Origin of the sequence: Neorhizobium sp. R1-B (assembly GCF_004368875.1) — a bacterium.
Classification (GTDB): Bacteria; Pseudomonadota; Alphaproteobacteria; order Rhizobiales; family Rhizobiaceae; genus Neorhizobium; species Neorhizobium huautlense.
The window spans coordinates 1-17,558 of sequence record NZ_SOEM01000029.1 but is presented as its reverse complement, the minus strand read 5'-3'; the positions used below and the strand labels follow the sequence as shown (position 1 = coordinate 17,558).

General features: G+C 62.2%; 14 protein-coding genes. 6 read left to right on the top strand and 8 right to left on the bottom strand.

All coding sequences use genetic code 11. From position 1 onward, the window contains the following. Positions 1–231 precede the first annotated feature (231 nt). Positions 232–2,328 carry an OmpA family protein gene (locus EDE05_RS24170; RefSeq protein WP_132413394.1) on the top strand — a complete coding sequence of 699 codons (2,097 nt, stop codon included), beginning with the start codon at positions 232–234 and terminating at the stop codon, positions 2,326–2,328. A 49-nt stretch (positions 2,329–2,377) separates the two neighbouring features. On the opposite strand, the gene mobB is transcribed toward EDE05_RS24170, so the two are convergent. From mobB to EDE05_RS24150, 4 genes are read right to left on the bottom strand one after another with little or no spacing between them, the layout of a single operon-like run. Next, positions 2,378–2,893: a molybdopterin-guanine dinucleotide biosynthesis protein B gene (mobB, locus tag EDE05_RS24165; RefSeq protein ID WP_112798183.1), complete on the bottom strand. Its 516-nt coding sequence runs from the start codon at positions 2,891–2,893 to the stop codon at positions 2,378–2,380. Then, positions 2,890–3,516, bottom strand: coding sequence for a molybdenum cofactor guanylyltransferase MobA (mobA, locus tag EDE05_RS24160; RefSeq protein ID WP_112798181.1), 627 nt, complete (start codon positions 3,514–3,516; stop codon positions 2,890–2,892). The genes mobB and mobA overlap by 4 nt, the downstream gene beginning before the upstream one ends. Next, on the bottom strand, positions 3,516–4,742 hold the full coding sequence (locus EDE05_RS24155) for a multidrug effflux MFS transporter (RefSeq protein WP_112798179.1): 1,227 nt from the start codon (positions 4,740–4,742) through the stop codon (positions 3,516–3,518). Before EDE05_RS24155 ends, mobA begins: the two co-directional genes overlap by 1 nt. Before the next feature lie 30 nt (positions 4,743–4,772). After that, positions 4,773–5,678 carry a DMT family transporter gene (locus tag EDE05_RS24150; protein ID WP_105372598.1) on the bottom strand — a complete coding sequence of 302 codons (906 nt, stop codon included), beginning with the start codon at positions 5,676–5,678 and terminating at the stop codon, positions 4,773–4,775. 282 nt (positions 5,679–5,960) lie between these two features. Here EDE05_RS24150 and EDE05_RS24145 point away from each other — a divergent pair, with 282 nt between their 5' ends. Next, on the top strand, positions 5,961–8,525 hold the full coding sequence (locus tag EDE05_RS24145) for a methyl-accepting chemotaxis protein (RefSeq protein WP_112798177.1): 2,565 nt from the start codon (positions 5,961–5,963) through the stop codon (positions 8,523–8,525). An 85-nt stretch (positions 8,526–8,610) separates the two neighbouring features. Here the strand turns inward: EDE05_RS24145 and moaA are convergent, their stop codons facing one another. Beyond that, entirely contained in the window at positions 8,611–9,660 is a 1,050-nt protein-coding gene (gene moaA / locus EDE05_RS24140; RefSeq protein ID WP_112798175.1) for a GTP 3',8-cyclase MoaA, read from the bottom strand. 158 nt (positions 9,661–9,818) lie between these two features. Here moaA and EDE05_RS24135 point away from each other — a divergent pair, with 158 nt between their 5' ends. Next, on the top strand, positions 9,819–10,193 hold the full coding sequence (locus EDE05_RS24135) for a DUF971 domain-containing protein (RefSeq protein WP_112798173.1): 375 nt from the start codon (positions 9,819–9,821) through the stop codon (positions 10,191–10,193). Positions 10,194–10,200: 7 nt separating this feature from the next. Here EDE05_RS24135 and EDE05_RS24130 read toward each other — a convergent pair whose 3' ends face one another. After that, positions 10,201–10,677 carry a MarR family transcriptional regulator gene (locus EDE05_RS24130; RefSeq protein ID WP_112798171.1) on the bottom strand — a complete coding sequence of 159 codons (477 nt, stop codon included), beginning with the start codon at positions 10,675–10,677 and terminating at the stop codon, positions 10,201–10,203. Positions 10,678–10,937: 260 nt separating this feature from the next. Here EDE05_RS24130 and EDE05_RS24125 point away from each other — a divergent pair, with 260 nt between their 5' ends. Both EDE05_RS24125 and EDE05_RS24120 read left to right on the top strand, forming a co-directional pair. Beyond that, complete coding sequence (locus EDE05_RS24125; protein ID WP_245422892.1) at positions 10,938–11,651, top strand: alpha/beta hydrolase; 714 nt, start codon at positions 10,938–10,940, stop codon at positions 11,649–11,651. A gap of 68 nt (positions 11,652–11,719) precedes the next feature. Next, entirely contained in the window at positions 11,720–12,328 is a 609-nt protein-coding gene (locus EDE05_RS24120) for a pyridoxamine 5'-phosphate oxidase family protein (protein WP_112798167.1), read from the top strand. A gap of 28 nt (positions 12,329–12,356) precedes the next feature. Here EDE05_RS24120 and EDE05_RS24115 read toward each other — a convergent pair whose 3' ends face one another. Together EDE05_RS24115 and fumC are read right to left on the bottom strand one after the other, a co-directional pair. Next, complete coding sequence (locus EDE05_RS24115) at positions 12,357–13,427, bottom strand: GGDEF domain-containing protein (protein WP_105372605.1); 1,071 nt, start codon at positions 13,425–13,427, stop codon at positions 12,357–12,359. A 286-nt stretch (positions 13,428–13,713) separates the two neighbouring features. Beyond that, positions 13,714–15,105, bottom strand: coding sequence for a class II fumarate hydratase (fumC, locus tag EDE05_RS24110; protein ID WP_112798165.1), 1,392 nt, complete (start codon positions 15,103–15,105; stop codon positions 13,714–13,716). A 473-nt stretch (positions 15,106–15,578) separates the two neighbouring features. Here fumC and EDE05_RS24105 point away from each other — a divergent pair, with 473 nt between their 5' ends. After that, positions 15,579–17,423: a L,D-transpeptidase family protein gene (locus EDE05_RS24105; RefSeq protein WP_245505250.1), complete on the top strand. Its 1,845-nt coding sequence runs from the start codon at positions 15,579–15,581 to the stop codon at positions 17,421–17,423. Positions 17,424–17,558 lie beyond the last annotated feature (135 nt).

Here is a 17,558-nt window from a genome sequence, read left to right as displayed (position 1 = left end):
CGGCTCGCGGGAAATTGCAACGGCATATTGCGTGCCTGCCACAGGCCGTTTGCGTGCGAGTCACGGGTGGTCCCCGCGGATGAACGGCATATTCACGCGACGTTCAGGCAGGCGGCGACACCCTCGGGGAACCATTTCGGCTGGAGAACATTCAGTCGCCGCGTAAGTCCGCCCAAGCCGGCAATAAAGGACGCGCATGAAAGGGATGATACCCGAGAAGAGGAAATGTCCATGTCACAGAAATTCAGACTGTTCGCCAGTGTTGCGGTGCCGTTCGTGTCGCTGCCGCTGATGATCCAGCCGGTCGCGGCCTTGCCGCTCAAGCCCTCGGCGGACGCGAGCCCGATGTCTGGTGTGATCCAGGTCCAGCAAGAGGATCCGTTGATACTGAAGAAGCGGAAGGCGCAGGACGAAGAGGGCGGTGCAGAACAGCAGAAGCCGCGCCGCGAGCAGAGCGGCGGTGCAGAACAGGGCGGCGGAGAACGTCGACAGGCTCCGCAGGCTCAGCAGGAAGAGCCGCCGCGGCGCCAGCGTCAGGCCGAACCGGAAGCTGCGCCCCGCGAAGCTCCGGCTGCCGAGGCGCCAGCCCGCGAACGGCCGCAGCGCCGCCAACAGCAGGCTGATGAAGGGCAGGGTGAAGGTGCGCGCCCGCCGCAGCGTCGCCAACAGCAACAGGCGGCTCCTGAGAGCGAGCAGCCTGCTGCGCGCGAGACCCAGCAGTTGCGTCCCCCGGTAGCGCCCGAAGGTAATGAACGTCCGCAGCGCCGCGACGCTCAAGACAAGAAGGCTGCTCCCGCGGAGAATCAGGCGGAAACGCCGAAGCCGCCGCGCGCCAAAGATCGCGCTGTGACCCCGCAAGCTCAGCCCGAGCGTCCGCCGCGTGGCGATGCGAAAGGCCAGACGCCCGCACCGGACAGCGGCACGGCACAGGATGCCCGCCCGCGCCAGCCGGCCACCGAAAGCCCGGCTGTCGGAACCCGGCAGACCCAGGATCCGCAGCTTCCCAGGCCGCCGGCGGAGGGTCAGGCAGCTCCTGCTCAACAGCAGCCGACCCAGGAGCAGCCCGCTCAATTAAGGGCTCAGCCACAGCCGGCGCAAACACCGGAGCAGGTCGATCGGGCTCGCCAGATTGCCCGAGATCCGGCTTCGGCCCGCGAAGGCGAACAGGTCACTCTGCCGGTCGAGAACGGCGCTGCAGTGCTCGACAGCGCCAAGGAGCGGCCGGCGCGTCCCCGCCGCGATGGCGACCGTCCGCGCCGCGATGCCACCCAACAAGCCGAACAGCAGCAGCTTGCCCCACCGAAGTCGGATGCCGAGGCGCAGGCCGGTGCGACGTTTACTCCTGAGCAGGAGGAGCAGGTCCGCGCGATAATCGAAGAACGCGGCGAACGGCTCGACGGTCGTCCCGAATTCGAGCGGCCGCAGGGATGGCGGTTCGGCGAAGAGGTCTCGCGCAGCAGGGATCGCGAACGGGATCGCGACGGTGCCCGCGTGATCATCTCGATCGACGACCAGAACTATGTCCGCCACGACGACAGCCGCCGTTTCTACGACCGGGACGGACGCCAGCCGGAATACGAACGGCTTCGTGACGGCCAGGTGCGCGAGGTCATCATACGCGATGACGGAACCAGGATCGTCACCATCCGCAACCGCTACGGCGAGATCGTCCGTCGGACCCGCGTTGTCCGGGGCGGCGACGAATACGTGCTGTACTACGCGCCGGAACTGGTGGAAGCGCGCCGTGGTCCCGACTATGTCTGGCGTGACCCGGGCGAGGATCTCCCGCCGATGCGGTTGACGGTGCCGATCGACAACTACATCATCGACACGTCGAGCGAACCGGACCGCGACTACTACGAGTTCCTGGAGCAGCCGCCGGTCGAACGTGTGGAACGCGTCTATACGCTGGACGAGGTCCGCTATTCCGCCCGCATTCGTGACAAGGTGCCGCGTATTGATCTCGATACCATCACCTTCGCCACGGGCAGCGCCGAAATCCCGATGAACCAGGCCAGCTCACTTCGCAAGGTTGCCGAGGCGATCAACAAGGTACTCGAGAAGGATCCGTCCGAAACCTTCCTGATCGAAGGCCATACGGATGCGGTCGGCGGCGACCAGGATAACCTCATCCTGTCCGACGAACGTGCCGAAAGCGTTGCCCGTGTGCTGACCGATGCCTTCGGTATCCCCCCGGAAAACCTGACGACGCAGGGCTACGGGGAACAGTATCTGAAGGTGAACACGGATGGACCGAACCAGGAAAATCGCCGGGTCACCGTCCGCCGCATCACCCCTCTGGTGAAGCCGGTCGCCTCGAACCGGTAACCGATGGTCCGAAACGAATGGAGCCGCCGGAGCGATCCGGCGGCTTTTTTTATTTGGCGGCAAGTCCGGTTATGCGCAGAATGAAGTCGGCGATGGCTGCCGTAGCGCCGAGATCGAAGACTGGCAGCGTCGTGTCGGCCACCGGATGGTCGGCGGCAATTGCGACGATGTGCGGATCGCCGGGAGAAAGCGGTTCCCGGCTTTTCGCCTCGAGACGCCGCAATTCGATCTTCGGCACGGGCTCACGCTTGTAACCCTCGATCAGCACGAGGTCGCAAGGCGCAAGACGACCCAGTATCTCCTCAAGGCTCGGCTCGCTCCCCTCGCGGAGTTCGTGCATGATCGCAAAGCGCTTGCCGGAGACGATCGCCACTTCGAGCGCGCCCGCCTCCCGATGACGGAAGGAATCGGCGCCCGGCTTGTCTATGTCGAAGTCGTGATGGGCATGCTTGATCGTTGAAATCCTGTAGCCGCGAGCGGTCAGTTCGCGAACCAGCCGCTCGGTCAGGCCCGTCTTGCCGGAATTCTTCCAGCCGGAAATACCGAAGACGCGGTGAGGGGTCATGCGAGCATTTCCGCAAAGCGTCGGGCCTCTTCGAGATCCTGCGGCGTGTTGATGTTGAAAAACGGGTCGAGCGGGCCGAAGTCCGTCTCGACCATCGGAAAATCGACCGTCACCAGCCGATGACGCTGGAGGAAAGCCTTGATCCGACGGTTCTCCGGGTTCGAAAGCCAATCTTCCAGATCGTCGGCGATGGCCAGCGGCCAGAGCCCGAATACCGGATGATCGCGCCCGCCGGAAGCCGTGATGACGATCGTCATCGCATCATCGGCTCCCGCCTGAAGGCGGGCGGCGAGGTCAGCCGGAAAGAAGGGGCTATCGGAGGGCACCGTCAGGAGATGCGTCGCGGGCAAACCGTGGTCGACGACATCGCGGAGTCCGGAGAGGACGCCGGCAAGCGGGCCGGCTTGGCTGCCCGTCAGGTCAGGCACGAGGCGCAGACCAAGCGGGTTGGGAAACCCCTTCGGGGCGTTAAGGATAAGCTCGCAAACCTGGGACTTGAGGCGCCGGACCGTGTGACCGAGGATGCTGTCGCCTCCGATCTTGAGAAATGCTTTGTCAGTTCCCATGCGGCTCGACTTGCCGCCTGCGAGGATCAGGCCGGGAGGTGCGCCGACGTGGCTCATCAGTCACCACCTCCGCTGACCAGGGCCCCTTCGCGGCGATCGACCTGCCGGACGTATTCCGTGGCGGCGACCGCCAAGAGCGTGGAGATCCCCATCACGGCAAGCACCGGCATGGCGCCGTCGGAGTCTTTCAGGACGGCTGCTGCAAGTGTCGACATCGCAGCCCCGCCGCCGACCGTGATCGCGCCGCCGAGGCCGGAGGCGGAGCCGGCCAGCCGCGGACGCACGCTCACCACCCCCGCATTGGAACTCGGCAGCGTCAGGCCGTTGCCGACGCCGGTGAGCGCCAGTGGAGCGAAGAAGGCCGTGGCGGATGCCACGCCGCCCAGCTGCAGGGCCGCGGCAATGCCGATGCCGATCATGCTGACGACGCTGCCGGAGAACATCATGGTCATGGTGCCGAAACGGCGCGTGTAGCGGCCGGAGATGAAGTTGCCGACCATGTAGCCGGCAGCGATCAGGAAGAACTGCACGCCGAGCATCGTGGGCGTCAGGTGATAGATCGCAGTGCCGATAAACGGTGCGCCGCCGAGAAAGGCGAAGAAAACGCCGGAGGAAAAGGTCGAGGTCAGCGTATAACCCCAGAAGCGGCGGGATCGCAGGAGGTCCGGCCAGCTGCGGAACTGCGCGGTAAAGCTCTCGGCAGGCGTCATGTTCGTTTCCCCGAGATCGGCGGAAACCAGCATGAGCGTCAGCAGCCCGAGCCCCAGCATCAATATGAAATTGGATTCCCAGCCGAACAGGTCGTTGAGCGTGCCACCGACGGTAGGGGCGACCATGGGTATCAGCGACATGCCCATGGTCACGTAGGCGATCATCGACGCGGCGCCTTCCATCGGCACCGTGTCGCGGATGATGGCGCGTGGCAGCACGAAGCCGGCGACGACCGCCGTCTGCAAGAGCCGGCCGATCATGAAGACCGTGACGGTCTGTGCAAAAAGACAGATCAGCGTACCGATCAGCAGGATGACGATGCTGCCGATCATCACTCGCCGACGGCCGAAGATGTCGGAAAGCGGGCCGAGCACCAGCTGCAGCAGCGCCGTTCCGGCGATGTAGCCGGAGACGGCGAACTGCATGACCGCGTAATCGGTGCCGAAATACGCTGCCATGGCGGAAAGCGAAGGAAGAATGATGTTGAGCGACAGGGCGCCGAGCCCCGCGCAGACGACCAGAGTCGTGATGTGCGGCGGGGTCCGTCTGTCCAGAAACCGGGTTTCCTGCACGTCGTCTCCTCTTCGAGCGGTCCGTTCCCGTCAGGGCGGCGGCGCGGCGGTTGCTTTTTCGGCCACAGAAACCTGCCGCTTTCGTTCGCGATAGAATGTATAGAGGCCGGAGCCGATGACGACGACCGCCCCGGTGAGCATGTAAATATTGGGCCGCTCTCCGAAAAAGAAGATCCCGATGGCAAGCGCCCAGAGCAGGCCGGTGTAGCGGAAGGGGGCGACGAATGAAATCTCGCCGCTGCGCATGGATTTGATGACCGTCTGGTAACCGGCAAAGACGAGAACCGAGGCAAGAGCCAGATAGGTGAATGCGCCGGCGCTGACTGGTTGCCACCCGCCCATGGGCACGATCAGCAGAGCCCCGATGACGGTATTGGCGAAAGAGGTGAAGAGCGTCACGCTGATGGTCGGTATGTCGGCTTTGAGCCGCCTCGTCGTCAGATCGCGACTGGCGGTGAAGAAGACGGCTGCGACGGCAAGCAGCGCCGCCGGCGTAAAACCTTCAGGACCCGGTCGGATGATGATGAGGACGCCGACAAAACCGACGGCAATCGCCGTCCAGCGCCTCCAGCCCACGGGCTCGCCGAGGAAAAGCGCCGCACCTAACGTTACGGCAAGCGGCAGCGACTGCATGATCGATGATGCGGCCGCAAATTCGATATGGGCGAGTGCCGAGAGGAAGGTGAGGGTGGCGCCCAGTTCGAAGAGCGTGCGCAGCAGCACGAGCGGGTGCGCGATGGCCTTGAACGACATCGTTACGCCGAGATAACGGGCAATTCCGTAGACGAGCAGCGTCGTCATGACCCCGCGCACGGTCATGATCTGGGGTATGCTGAGTTCCGAGGTAACGGCTTTGACCAGGGCGTCGTTGAAGGTGAAAGCGGCCATTGCGAGCGACATGAAGAGCGCGCCTCGCGAATTTTCCGACGATGCCATTGCCGATTCCTTCCGTAACCACGGTGTCTTAAAGCAATGGCTTACCCCTCGCCAGCCCGATCGCGTCCCGGGCGGTACTGTTTTGGCCGGTGCAGGAAAGCTTGCCCCGATAGGTGGGCGGATGTGGCAAAAGAGAGATATCGGGTTGTGAGTTAACCCTTGTTCAACTGAAAAGTCCGACTGTAGCGGCAATCATTCCCGCATGAGGCTGGAATCGTGCCGTTGCCGTTTCGCGAATGCCATGAACCGCGAACCCGGTACCTGATTGCAGTTGGGGAACACATGTCTTTCATCGATCGCCTTCTTCAGAGCCGCAGGATCGTCACCAAGGTTCTTCTGTTCGTCATACCGCTGATTCTGTTGATCGCCGGCGTCGGGCTTGCCGGTTATTACACAGCCAACATGCTCAACGGCCATATGACGGTCACGCGGGCGACGATCGAAAACATCGGCGATTTTGAGCATCTGCAGGCATCCCTGCAGGCCTTTACCGAGGCCCCGGACGAGGCGTCGCTGACAGCCTTGCGTGGAGGCATCGACCGGCAGAGCAAGGGCGTCGCCAATCTCGAGGCGCTCCTGGCGAACGAAGGCGACCGAAGCCGCGTCGCCGTGGTTGCCGCACTTGCCGGCAAGCTTTCCGCCAACACCGACACGCTCTGGGCCGTGGAGCAGAAGCGCAAGCAGAACGTGGCCGCCATCAACGAGATCCTGAATGGCGTGCGCGGCGCCGCAACGGGCGTCGACAAACAGGTCGAGGTGATCCAGAAACAGTTCGACGGCAAGGAGCGCTTCGCCAAGAAGCTGCTTTTCGAGGCTTTCGCCTACCGGTCGATCGCCCGCCGGCTGGAAAACCTGCGCACCGCCGTCAGGGCGGCCGACAGCGATGAGGGCACGGTCAAGGCCGGCTCTCTCTATGGCGAGACCTTGAAGAACGAGTTCGCCAAGATCGAGAGCATGTTGTCGTCCAACGGGCGCACGGCGATGCAGCCTATCCAGCAGGCGACCGACAGCTTCCTCGCAATCGTCAACGGAAGCCAGACCGCAACGGAAAAGGCTCAAGCCATGCGGGTCGCCGCAAGCGCCTTCATGAAACCGCAGGGCGACCTCAACGCGGATGTCACCAAGAAATCCGGCGACGCATCCGAGCGATTTGTCGAGCTTGAAGGCGAGATCGCCGCTCTAAAGAGCGTTCTCGAACAGATCGATCTGTCGCTCCAGCTGGCCAACGCCTTGCAGCTCCACACGGAGCGTTTCGTCACAAATCCCGGCAAGGAATCCCGCGCTCTCATCGCGTCCGATATCGAAGGCCTGCGCTCGACCAGCGCCAAGGTTTCCGACCTCAATCCGCGCAACGCGGCCACGCGGGATTTCGGCGCCACACTGGACAAGCTGCTGGGAACGCTGGGGCAGCGCGCCGACGAGATGCTTACGATCACGCAGGAATGGGCCGGCGCACGAGCCGCCGCGACCGAAACGCTGACCGCGGGCATGGCGGGCCTGAAGAATTTCGTCGCCCAGGCCCAGGAAGTCGGCAAGGAAGATAGCGAACGCTCCGCCCAGCTTTCCGTCATCGCCATGGTGGTCGGCACGGTGCTGGCGATCGCTGGCGGGCTGATGCTCGTGGAGACCCTGCGCGGGCCGCTGCGGCGCGTCACCGACATCATGAAGCGGCTGGCCGACGGGGACCTCGAAGTGAAGATCGAAGGCCGGGAGCGGGGCGACGAGATCGGCGACATGGTCCGCTCGGTCACCGTCTTCCGCGATGCCGCGCTTGAAAACGTCCGCCTCGAACAGGAAGCGGCTGCGGCCCGCGATCTTTCGACCGCGGAAGCCGAACGCCGCGCTTCCGATCGGGCCCGCATCGCGGCTGAGCAGCGGCAGGCCCTGAGTGCGCTTTCGGAGGCTTTGGGCCAGCTCGCCGAGGGCGACTTGGAACGCAGCATGGAAGAGAACCTGCCCGAAGATTTCGTGGAAATGGCGCGGACCTACAATCAGGCCGTCGAAGCGCTTCGGGCAACGCTTGCCGATGTCCGTTCCACCGCCGAGGATATCAACGGCGGCACGGGCAATCTTGCGGCCTCGGCGGATGATCTTGCCCGCCGCACCGAACAGCAGGCCGCGGCGTTGGAACAGAGTTCGCGTGCGCTGCGCCAGCTGAGCGACATCGTCAGGACAACGGCTGAAAGCGCCCGTCAGACCTCCGTTTCCGTCAACGAGACAGAGGAGTTCGCGGTGCGCTCCGGCGAGGTCGTGGCCCGCGCAGTCGACGCCATGGGCGAGATCAGCCGCTCGTCTGAAAAGATCGCCACGATCATCGGCGTGATCGACGAAATCGCCTTCCAGACCAATCTTCTGGCACTCAACGCAGGCGTCGAGGCCGCGCGGGCGGGCGAGGCGGGGCGTGGTTTTGCGGTGGTGGCTCAGGAAGTGCGCGAACTGGCGCAGCGTTGCGCCGGGGCCGCCCGCGAGATCAAGGGCCTGATCTCGGCAAGTTCCACGCAGGTCCAGAGCGGCGTGCATCTGGTTGAGGAAACCGGCACGGCGCTCACCGAGATCATCGGCCACATTACCGACGTCCGCAAGCTCGTGGCTCAGATTTCTGCAGCCACCGGCGAACAGTCGACCGGTATCAGCGAAGTGACAAGCGCCGTGCATGAAGTGGAACTGATCACCCAGCAAAATGCCGCCATGGTCGAGGAGAACAATGCCGAAATCCATGGCCTGCGCCAGCGCGTCGAGACGCTGTCGGAGAAGATCGAGCGCTTCAGGACCGGAGATGCAGGCCCGAAGTTTCATGCTGGCAACCATCACCACCGGGCAGACAATCGCCGCCGCGGTGCTGCCTGAACGCCTTTCGGTCGCTTAACCAAAAAAAGCCGGGGTCTCGAAGCCCCGGCTTTTTGCTGTCCTATAACGGGCAGAGAACGCGAGCTCAGCCCCCGGTAACGCTCATATGGCGGGCGACGGCGGGCCGGTTGTGCTGGCGGTCGATAATGAAGTCGTGGCCCTTGGGCTTGCGGGTGATGGCTTCGTCGATCGCCGCGGACAGATAGTCGTCGCTGTCGGAGGCGCGCAGCGCCGTGCGCAGGTCCGCCGCATCGTTCTGGCCGAGGCACATGTAGAGCGTGCCGGTGCAGGTCAGCCGCACGCGATTGCAGCTCTCGCAGAAATTATGCGTCATCGGCGTGATGAAGCCGAGCCGCCCGCCGGTCTCCTTGACCTCGACATATCGTGCAGGCCCGCCCGTCTTGTAGGGAATCTCGGTCAGCGTGAACTGTTCTTCGAGATCAGCGCGCAGCTTAGACAGCGGCAGATACCGGTCGGTCCGGTCTTCGTCGATCTCGCCCATCGGCATGGTTTCGATCACTGTGAGGTCCATGCCGCGGCCGTGGGCGAAGCGCAGCATGTCGGCGATTTCGAACTCGTTGAAATCCTTGAGTGCAACCGCATTGAGTTTGATCTTCAGGCCGGCCTTCTGGGCAGCTTCGATGCCCTCCATCACCTTGCTGAACTCGCCCCAGCGGGTGACCGCCTTGAATTTGACGGGATCGAGCGTGTCGAGAGAAACATTGATGCGCCGAACGCCGCAGTCGTACAATTCCTCCGCATGTCGGGCAAGCTGGGAGCCGTTGGTGGTGATCGTCAGCTCGTCCAGTTTGCCCGCATGGACTTGTGCGCCGAGCTCGCGGACGAGGAACATGATGTTCTTGCGCACCAGCGGCTCGCCGCCCGTCAGCCTGATCTTGCGCACGCCCTTGGCGATGAAGGCGGAACAGAGCCTGTTCAGCTCCTCGAGCGTCAGGAGGTCCTTCTTCGGCAGGAAGGTCATGTGCTCCGCCATGCAATAGGTGCAGCGGAAGTCGCAGCGGTCTGTGACGGAGACGCGCAGATAGGTGACCGCGCGCCCGAACGGATCGATCATCGGTGCCTTGTCGGCGACAACTGGCGCTGCGCCTCCGATCGGACCTGTGAAGCTGTTCACGCGATATCTCCCTTATCCCGGAAAGTGGGGACATCATGACATTTCGTCAAGTGTATGACACCAGGGCCGTCAAGAACAGATGGGCGGCGGAAAATCGCTTGCGGCCATCCGGCGAAGCTCATAATCCTCGGCGATCGTGACGATGCGGAGGTTTCACTATGAGCGATATCTGGCCGACCGAACTGAGGGTCTCCAAGGACCGCCGCACGCTCAATGTTACGTTCAGCGACGGTGCGGCCTTTGCGCTGGCTGCCGAAACCATGCGGGTTCTCTCGCCCTCCGCCGAGGTGCAGGGCCATGGTCCCGGCCAGAAGGTGACGGTGCCGGGCAAACGGTATGTCGGGATAAGGTCGATCACGCCGACCGGCAACTATGCAGTGCGAATCGGCTTCGACGACGGCCACGACAGCGGCATCTTCACCTGGACCTACCTGCGCGAGCTCGGGGAACGCGGCGCAGAACTCTTTGCCGACTACGAGCGGGAGCTTGCCGAAAAGGGCCTGAGCCGTGACCCGGGACATCGCTCGCGCTGAACCAGGCTCAGGCTGATTCGGTCTCGTCGACGACTTCTGCGTGCAAGGCGACAATGATCTTTTCCATCGATTCGGCCATCGCATGGCATTGCTCGATCGGCGTCGAGGATAGGGTGCGTTCGATCAGGCTCGTTTGAATGGCCATGGCTTCCTCTGCGACCGCCCGGCCTTCCTCCGTGAGGAAAAGCCGCAGAACGCGCTTGTCCCTGGTATCGCCGCGCCGCTCGATCAGCCCGCGCTTTTCCATCTGCGGCAGCGTCATGCTCATGTTCGAACGACCGACAAGCAGCTTTCGAGCCAGTTCCTGCTGCGAAATCCCCTCGAAACGATAGAGATTGACCAGAATGTCGAGATGCGGCGGCTTGATGTCGAGGTCCGCCAGTTCACGCGTCAGCACGGTTTGCATCAGCTGGCAGGCGCGCGCCACGGCGATCCAACTTCGAAAACGCGGATGATCCCAGAGCAGGGCTTGATTTTTGTTCATTGTTGTACTTTATTGTTCAATGTTGAACATTATTGGATTTTCCCACTATGCCATCCTTTGCACTTCAGGTCATCCGTTTCGCCTTCGCAGCTGGAGGAAGTGTCTTTCCTCGCCCCGCTGCCAAACTCGCATTTGGGTTGTTCTGCCGAACGCCGTCGCGACGCCCGAAGGGGGAAAAGGCCCGGGCCGCGCATGCGGAGGGGCGGCAACGGTTGGCGGCAGCGCAGACTGCGCCATTTGCGGTGGGGAAATCCAGAGTCATGGCCTATCGCTTCGGCGGTGCCGGGAGACCGGCCGCACGTCGGTACCTCGTCGTGCACGGCTGGGGTTCCAGTGCGGCCTATATCTCGGCCCTGCCGGCAGGGCTCGCCGAAACGGGTGCCGAAGTTGTGGTGCTGGACTTTCCCGGCCATGGACTGTCGGATGGCCGCAGTCTCAACATGCGTCAGGCTGTCGATGCGATCGTTGAGGCGGAGCGGCGCTTCGGTCGTTTCGATGCTGCAATCGGCCACTCGTTCGGGGGTGCGGCATTGATGCTGGCCGCAGGCGGAGTGATGAAGGAGGCGGGATCGATTTCCCCCGAAAAGCTCGCCGTCATCGGCTCGCCGAGCCATATCCACTGGCTGTTCGAGGAGTTCTCGCAGATGGTCGGGCTGCCGCCGCGCGTCAAGGCGCTGCTGGTCAGTCATGCCGAGCAGGTGGCAGGCACCTCCCTCGATGATTTCGACACGGTGGCAAGTGCGCGAAAGCTCGCAAAGCCGCTTCTGGTCGTTCATGCCGAAGAGGACAAGGAAGTTGCGGCCGATCATGCCCGCCGTTTCGAAGGCGTTGCGACGGCGCGGCTTCACTGGGCAAACGGACTGGGACACCGCCGGATCGTCAGCGACCCTGCGGTCATCGAGACGATCAAGTCCTTCCTCGCCGAAGATCATCGACCGGCGCAGGCCAGCTCCGGCAAGGACGCAGCCGCTTGATCGGATAAATCTGTCATCCTACTGTCGCCCTTGTCGGTTAAGAGCCGGCGCTGCATCGGGGACGGGACATGAGCATCATCACATCGGTCGAAGAACTGAAGGCCATCTACGAGGGCGTCTCGGAGGCTTCCATCGCCAAGGTCACGAAGGTTCTGACGCCGGAATACAGGCGGATGATCGAAACGTCTCCCTTCATGGCGCTTGCCACTGTCGGTCCGGAAGGTCTCGACTGTTCGCCGCGCGGCGACCTTGGGGGAGTGGTGCGGATAAGCGACGATGCGACGCTGTTATTGCCCGACTGGCGCGGCAACAATCGTATCGATTCGCTCCTCAACATCGTGCGCGATCCGCGCGTGGCGCTGATGTTCCTGGTGCCCGGATCGAATACCGCCATGCGCATCAACGGCCGTGCGGTCATTTCCGCTGAGCCGGAATTGCTCAAGAGTTTCGAAATGGATGGCAGGCATCCCCGCAGCGTCACGGTGATCACCATACATGAGGTCTATTTCCAGTGCGCCCGGGCGCTGATGCGGGCGGAATTGTGGAATCCGGAACGGTTTGTGGATCCAAAGAGCCTTCCGACGCCCGGGAACCTCCTGAAGGCTGCAAAGGCGGATTTCGACCAGGAAACCTACGATCGCGAATGGTCGGCACGCGCCGCCAGGACAATGTGGTAGGAAGCCCAATTCAGGCCCGAGGCCCGGCCTATTTCTTGTAGATCAGCCAGTTCTTGCCGGTGTAGTCCTTGTTCATGCCGTCTTCGAAGAAAACGGTGCGGTTACGCCCGCCGTTCTTGGCATGATAAAGGGCCGTATCCGAATTGGCGTAGAGCTCGCCCGGGTCATTTGCCTGCGAGGCCATGGCAAAACCGACGGAGATCGTGACGGGTCCGTAATCCACTCCGGAGCGTGAATTGCGGAAGGTGCGGGTTTCCAGGGCCCGCCGAACCCGCTCGCAGATGATCATCACCTCTTCCGCCGTATTCCCTTCGACGATCATGGCGAATTCCTCGCCGCCGGAACGGGCGACGAAGATGTCCTTGCGGACATTCGACCGGATGACGGAGGCGACGGTGGCAAGGATCTTGTCGCCCACCGGATGGCCGTAGCTGTCGTTGATCTTCTTGAAGTTGTCGATGTCGGCAAGCACCAGCGCCGTGACGGGGAGCACCGCGGAATTGTCGTAGGCCGACGCCAGGCGTTCGTCGAAGGCGCGGCGATTGGCGATGCGCGTCAGCGAATCCGTATTGGCGATGCGCTTGTATTCGTCGAGCTCCCGACGGACTTGCTCCATTTCCTGCGACCGTTGGGCGACGCCGCCGGCCGTCTTTTCTCCATGGGCGAGGGTCGTCCCGGTCGCTTCAGTGAGCAATGCAATCGCGCTCGTCAGGATTTCGGACGAAAGATTGTTTTTCGAGTTGATCCGCTGGGCGGTTTCGCCGAGCAGCTTGCTGTAGCTCTCCAGCGAATGCTGCTCCTGGCGCAGCAGACGCAACAGCGATTCCAGCTCCCCGAGGATCCTGTCATGAGCGTTTTCAACAACCGTGGTCTGGTCGGTTCCCAGATAACGCCGGGAGAGTTCATCCAGCTCTTCCTGGCTCGCGCGGCTTCCCAGCGCCGCCAGTTGCAAGGTCAGTTCGGGGTTCGAGCCGATATAGGCTTCATAGAAGAGCTGGTAGTTACGCGGAATCGGCGCCGCGCCCATGGAGCGCACCGCATAGATGATCTGGCTGACCAAATCGTTAGATTGCGCCTTCGGCGCCGTTGCCGTCGTCATCGACGATCCCCATACCCGCCCGGATTCGATAGATGAATAAGTATGCGAAAAATATTGGAAAAGAATTAAGGGGTCGTTTCGAAAGATTTATTCTCAAATACGGGTTCTGACCTTAAAACCGTTGATTTTCTTCAAGGATAACGCCGGTTTACTCCATTGCGCCCCCTGTTGAATTCTTTTTGAGAAATATGACTCATGGTCAGATATTAACATTTTCAACCCATTTAAAATATGACCCCGCCTTGTTCAGGGGCGGGGCCTTTGCCGGATCGTGAGAAAACAGGGGTTATTTCGGTCCGATCATGTTCTCCGGCCGGACATACTGGTCGAATTCTTCGTTGGTCAGGTATCCGCCGCCAACTGCTTCTTCGCGAAGAGTTGTACCGTTCTTGTGAGCGGTCTTGGCAATCTTGGCGCAGATATCATAGCCGAGCTTGGTATTGAGCGCGGTGACCAGCATCAACGAATTTTCGACGCCGCGCTTGATATTGTCCTCGCGGGCCTCGATGCCAACGACGCAATTGTCTGTGAACGAAACCGCGGCATCGCCGAGAAGCTGGACGGACTGCAAGAAGTTGTAGGCCATCATCGGGTTGAAGACGTTCAGCTCGAAATGGCCCTGGCTGCCGGCAAAAGTGATTGCCGCATGATTGCCGAAGATGTGGGCGCAGACCTGGGTCAGGGCCTCCGATTGCGTGGGATTGACCTTGCCGGGCATGATCGACGAACCGGGTTCGTTTTCGGGAAGGGCAAGTTCGCCGAGACCCGCACGGGGACCGGAGCCCAGGAACCGGATGTCGTTGGCGATCTTGAACAGCGCCGCCGCGGCGGCATTCACCGCGCCGTGGGCAAAAACCATAGCGTCATGCGCTGCGAGCGCCTCGAACTTGTTCGGCGCGGTGACGAAGGGCAGGCCGGTGATCTTGGCGATCTCGTCGGCGACCTTTTCGGCAAAGCCGACCGGGGCGTTGAGGCCGGTGCCGACAGCCGTTCCGCCCTGCGCCAGTTCGTAAAGGCCCGGAAGAGAAATCTCGATGCGCTTGATGGCCGACGCCACCTGCGCCGCATAGCCGGAGAATTCCTGTCCAAGGGTCAGCGGCGTGGCGTCCTGAGTATGTGTGCGGCCGATCTTGATGATATGCGCAAAGGCTTTGACCTTCGCTTCCAGGGCGGCATGCAAATGCTTCAGTGACGGAATGAGATGGCGGACGATCTGCTCGGCGCAGGCGATATGCATGGCCGTCGGATAGGTGTCGTTGGACGACTGGCTCATATTGACGTGGTCGTTCGGGTGCACCGGCTTTTTAGAACCCATGACGCCGCCGAGCATTTCGATCGCCCGATTGGAAATCACCTCATTGGCATTCATGTTGGACTGCGTGCCCGAGCCCGTCTGCCAGACGACCAGCGGGAAATGCTCGTTGAGCTTTCCGTCGATGACTTCCTGCGCGGCTTCGACGATCACCTGGCCGATCGCGGCATCGAGCCCGCCGAGTTGCATGTTGGCGCGAGCTGCCGCCTGCTTGACGATTCCGAGCGCGCGCACGACGGCAAGCGGCTGCTTTTCCCAGCCGATCTTGAAATTGCCCAGCGAGCGTTGCGCCTGAGCGCCCCAATAACGGTCGCTTGCCACTTCGATCGGGCCAAACGTGTCGGTTTCGGTGCGTGTCGCTGCCATCTTCGCTGCCTCTGTTATTCGTGGTCCATGCCGGCTCCGGCTGATCAACAACGCGTTATAGCGCGCATAGGCCGGACGGCCGGCATTACTATACGATTGCGGCGGGTCCGCAAGCGGGCGGACCGGGCTTTTTGCTAGACTTTCGGCGTGCCTTTTATGACACGGGAGACGGAATTGTGATACCGATATAGTCTGTAACGCGCTGGGAAACGGAAAGACGTCAGTAAAAAATTAACCAATAGTTTCTTAACCTTCTGCAGGTGCGCCGGCACTTTGTCCGGCGCCGGGGATCCGGCCGGACCGGCCGGGCGTTTCTTTCCATCCCTTACGCGATCGGCTAGATGGCGTGGTATATATTCAAGGCCCGCAAACGCAGGCGCGGGATGCACGTGACGGGGACGACATTGCAGCACAGACATAAAAAAATTTCGATCGCACTGGCCCTCACGTCAGGCATTTCGATCTTCGCAGGGATGACCGTTCCCGCTCAGGCCCTGACGCTCATGGACATCCTGCGTGGCGGCCCAGGTGCGAACAGGGCAGGCCAGGCGGACAACGGGTTGCCCGGCGTGGCCGGCGGGCGCTCGGCGATGCCGAGCGAGAGATCGCTTGCCGATCCGGAGCCGCTGCCGAAGGTGTCCGGACCCCGCTACTACACCTACAAACCCGATGCCGAACGCCCCGTGAAGACCGCAGGTTTTGCGGCCGCCTCCGCGGCTGACGCTTCGCACCTGCTGATCGAGGCAAAAATCTCCGCGCCAGCGGATATCGCCGCTGCCTTGGAGGCGTTCTATGGCAAGACCGCCCAGCCTATCTGGATATCCGACGGCGACATCAACGAGAAGGCGAAGAGCGTTCTGGCTCTTTTCGAACGGGCAGCCGACTACGGTTTGGAGCCCGCCGACTATCTTCTGTCTGCACCTGCCCTGACGACGGCAAGCGTTGTCGAGCCGACGGCTTCCGGTTCGCCGGTCGTGGCTTCCGATGCTGCACCCGCTTCGCCTGCCGATGGCCATGACCGCGCGCTGATGCAATTCGAGCTGGCGCTGTCCGAAAAGGTGCTGATCTTTGCCCAGGATATGCTGCGCGGCCGCATCGATCCCAACCGGGTTTCCGGCTATCACGACTTCAAGCGCAAGGACGTCAACCTGGCGCTCGTGCTGCCCTTTGCGGAGAAGGGATCGGACGCCGCTGCTTACCTGGAAGGGCTGGCGCCGCAGAGCGCGCATTTCCAGGCGCTGAAGGCCGAGCTTGCGAAATTGCGTGCAGAAGCGACCGACAACGGGCCGCAGGTCTCGCTGCCCGACAATCTTCTGCTGAAGCCGGGCAAGAGCAGCCCGGATATGGCCGGCATCATCGCCGCAATCCAGCATACGGGCTCGGACGCCCTGAAGACCAAACACGCCGCGACGCTTGCTTCCTATCAGCAGACGCCTGAATACACGCCGGAACTCGTCGAGGTTGTGAAGACCTTCCAGGCGGAGGCGGGGCTGAAGCCGGACGGCGTCATCGGTGCCGCCACCATCCGCAAGATGGTCGGCCATACGTCCAAGGACCGGATCGGCAAGGTTGTCATCGCCATGGAACAGGCGCGCTGGCTGCCGAACGATCTCGGGCAGCGCTATGTCTTCATCAACCAGCCTGCCTTCCAGGTCTATTATCATGACCATGGCGTGGAGCAGTTCTCCATGCGCGTGGTCGTCGGCTCCAGGTCCAACCAGACCTATTTCTTCCAGGACCAGATCGAGACGGTCGAATTCAATCCCTATTGGGGCGTGCCGCAGTCGATCATCATCAACGAAATGCTGCCGCATCTGCGCCAGGATCCGAGCTATCTCGACCGGCTCGGCTACGAGGTCTCGGTCAACGGCCGGGCGGTCTCTTCGAGCAACGTCGATTGGTACGGCTCCACCCAGAATGTCTCCGTGCGTCAGCCGCCGTCCGGCGATAATGCGCTCGGCGACCTGAAGATCCTCTTCCCGAACAGCCATGCGATCTACATGCATGACACGCCCTCGAAGAGCTTCTTCCAGCGGGATATGCGCGCCCTCAGCCATGGCTGCGTCCGCCTTGCGGAGCCACGCAAGATGGCCGCTGCCGTGATGGGCACCACGATCGAGGACATCAACGGGCGGATCGCGGCCGGCGAGAATGTTGCCGCCAAGGTCCCGGCCAAGATCCCGGTCTACGTCTCCTATTTCACCGCCTGGCCGAACAAGGACGGCAAGGTGGAGTTCTTCGACGACGTCTATGGTCGCGACGAGGCCATGCTGAAGGCGTTTGCGGCGACCACCAGGGTTCGCGCGGCGCAAATCTGACCCAAGGCCTTTAAAAGGATTAAAAAGGGGCGGCGGCGAGCCGCCCTTATACATTGAGAGGCCGGAGCGTCTGTTATGATGCTCCGGCCTCGTTTGTCATTGGGGTGATCGCAACACCGCAATGGCTGAGGGCAA

What these genes read in the sequence shown, in the direction of transcription:
- EDE05_RS24170 (WP_132413394.1), top strand. Translation starts at nt 232, where the DNA reads ATGTCACAGAAATTCAGACTGTTCGCCAGTGTTGCGGTGCCGTTCGTG.
- mobB (WP_112798183.1), bottom strand. Translation starts at nt 2,893, where the DNA reads ATGACCCCTCACCGCGTCTTCGGTATTTCCGGCTGGAAGAATTCCGGC.
- mobA (WP_112798181.1), bottom strand. Translation starts at nt 3,516, where the DNA reads ATGAGCCACGTCGGCGCACCTCCCGGCCTGATCCTCGCAGGCGGCAAG.
- EDE05_RS24150 (WP_105372598.1), bottom strand. Translation starts at nt 5,678, where the DNA reads ATGGCATCGTCGGAAAATTCGCGAGGCGCGCTCTTCATGTCGCTCGCA.
- EDE05_RS24145 (WP_112798177.1), top strand. Translation starts at nt 5,961, where the DNA reads ATGTCTTTCATCGATCGCCTTCTTCAGAGCCGCAGGATCGTCACCAAG.
- EDE05_RS24135 (WP_112798173.1), top strand. Translation starts at nt 9,819, where the DNA reads ATGAGCGATATCTGGCCGACCGAACTGAGGGTCTCCAAGGACCGCCGC.
- EDE05_RS24130 (WP_112798171.1), bottom strand. Translation starts at nt 10,677, where the DNA reads ATGAACAAAAATCAAGCCCTGCTCTGGGATCATCCGCGTTTTCGAAGT.
- EDE05_RS24125 (WP_245422892.1), top strand. Translation starts at nt 10,938, where the DNA reads ATGGCCTATCGCTTCGGCGGTGCCGGGAGACCGGCCGCACGTCGGTAC.
- EDE05_RS24120 (WP_112798167.1), top strand. Translation starts at nt 11,720, where the DNA reads ATGAGCATCATCACATCGGTCGAAGAACTGAAGGCCATCTACGAGGGC.
- EDE05_RS24115 (WP_105372605.1), bottom strand. Translation starts at nt 13,427, where the DNA reads ATGACGACGGCAACGGCGCCGAAGGCGCAATCTAACGATTTGGTCAGC.
- fumC (WP_112798165.1), bottom strand. Translation starts at nt 15,105, where the DNA reads ATGGCAGCGACACGCACCGAAACCGACACGTTTGGCCCGATCGAAGTG.
- EDE05_RS24105 (WP_245505250.1), top strand. Translation starts at nt 15,579, where the DNA reads ATGACCGTTCCCGCTCAGGCCCTGACGCTCATGGACATCCTGCGTGGC.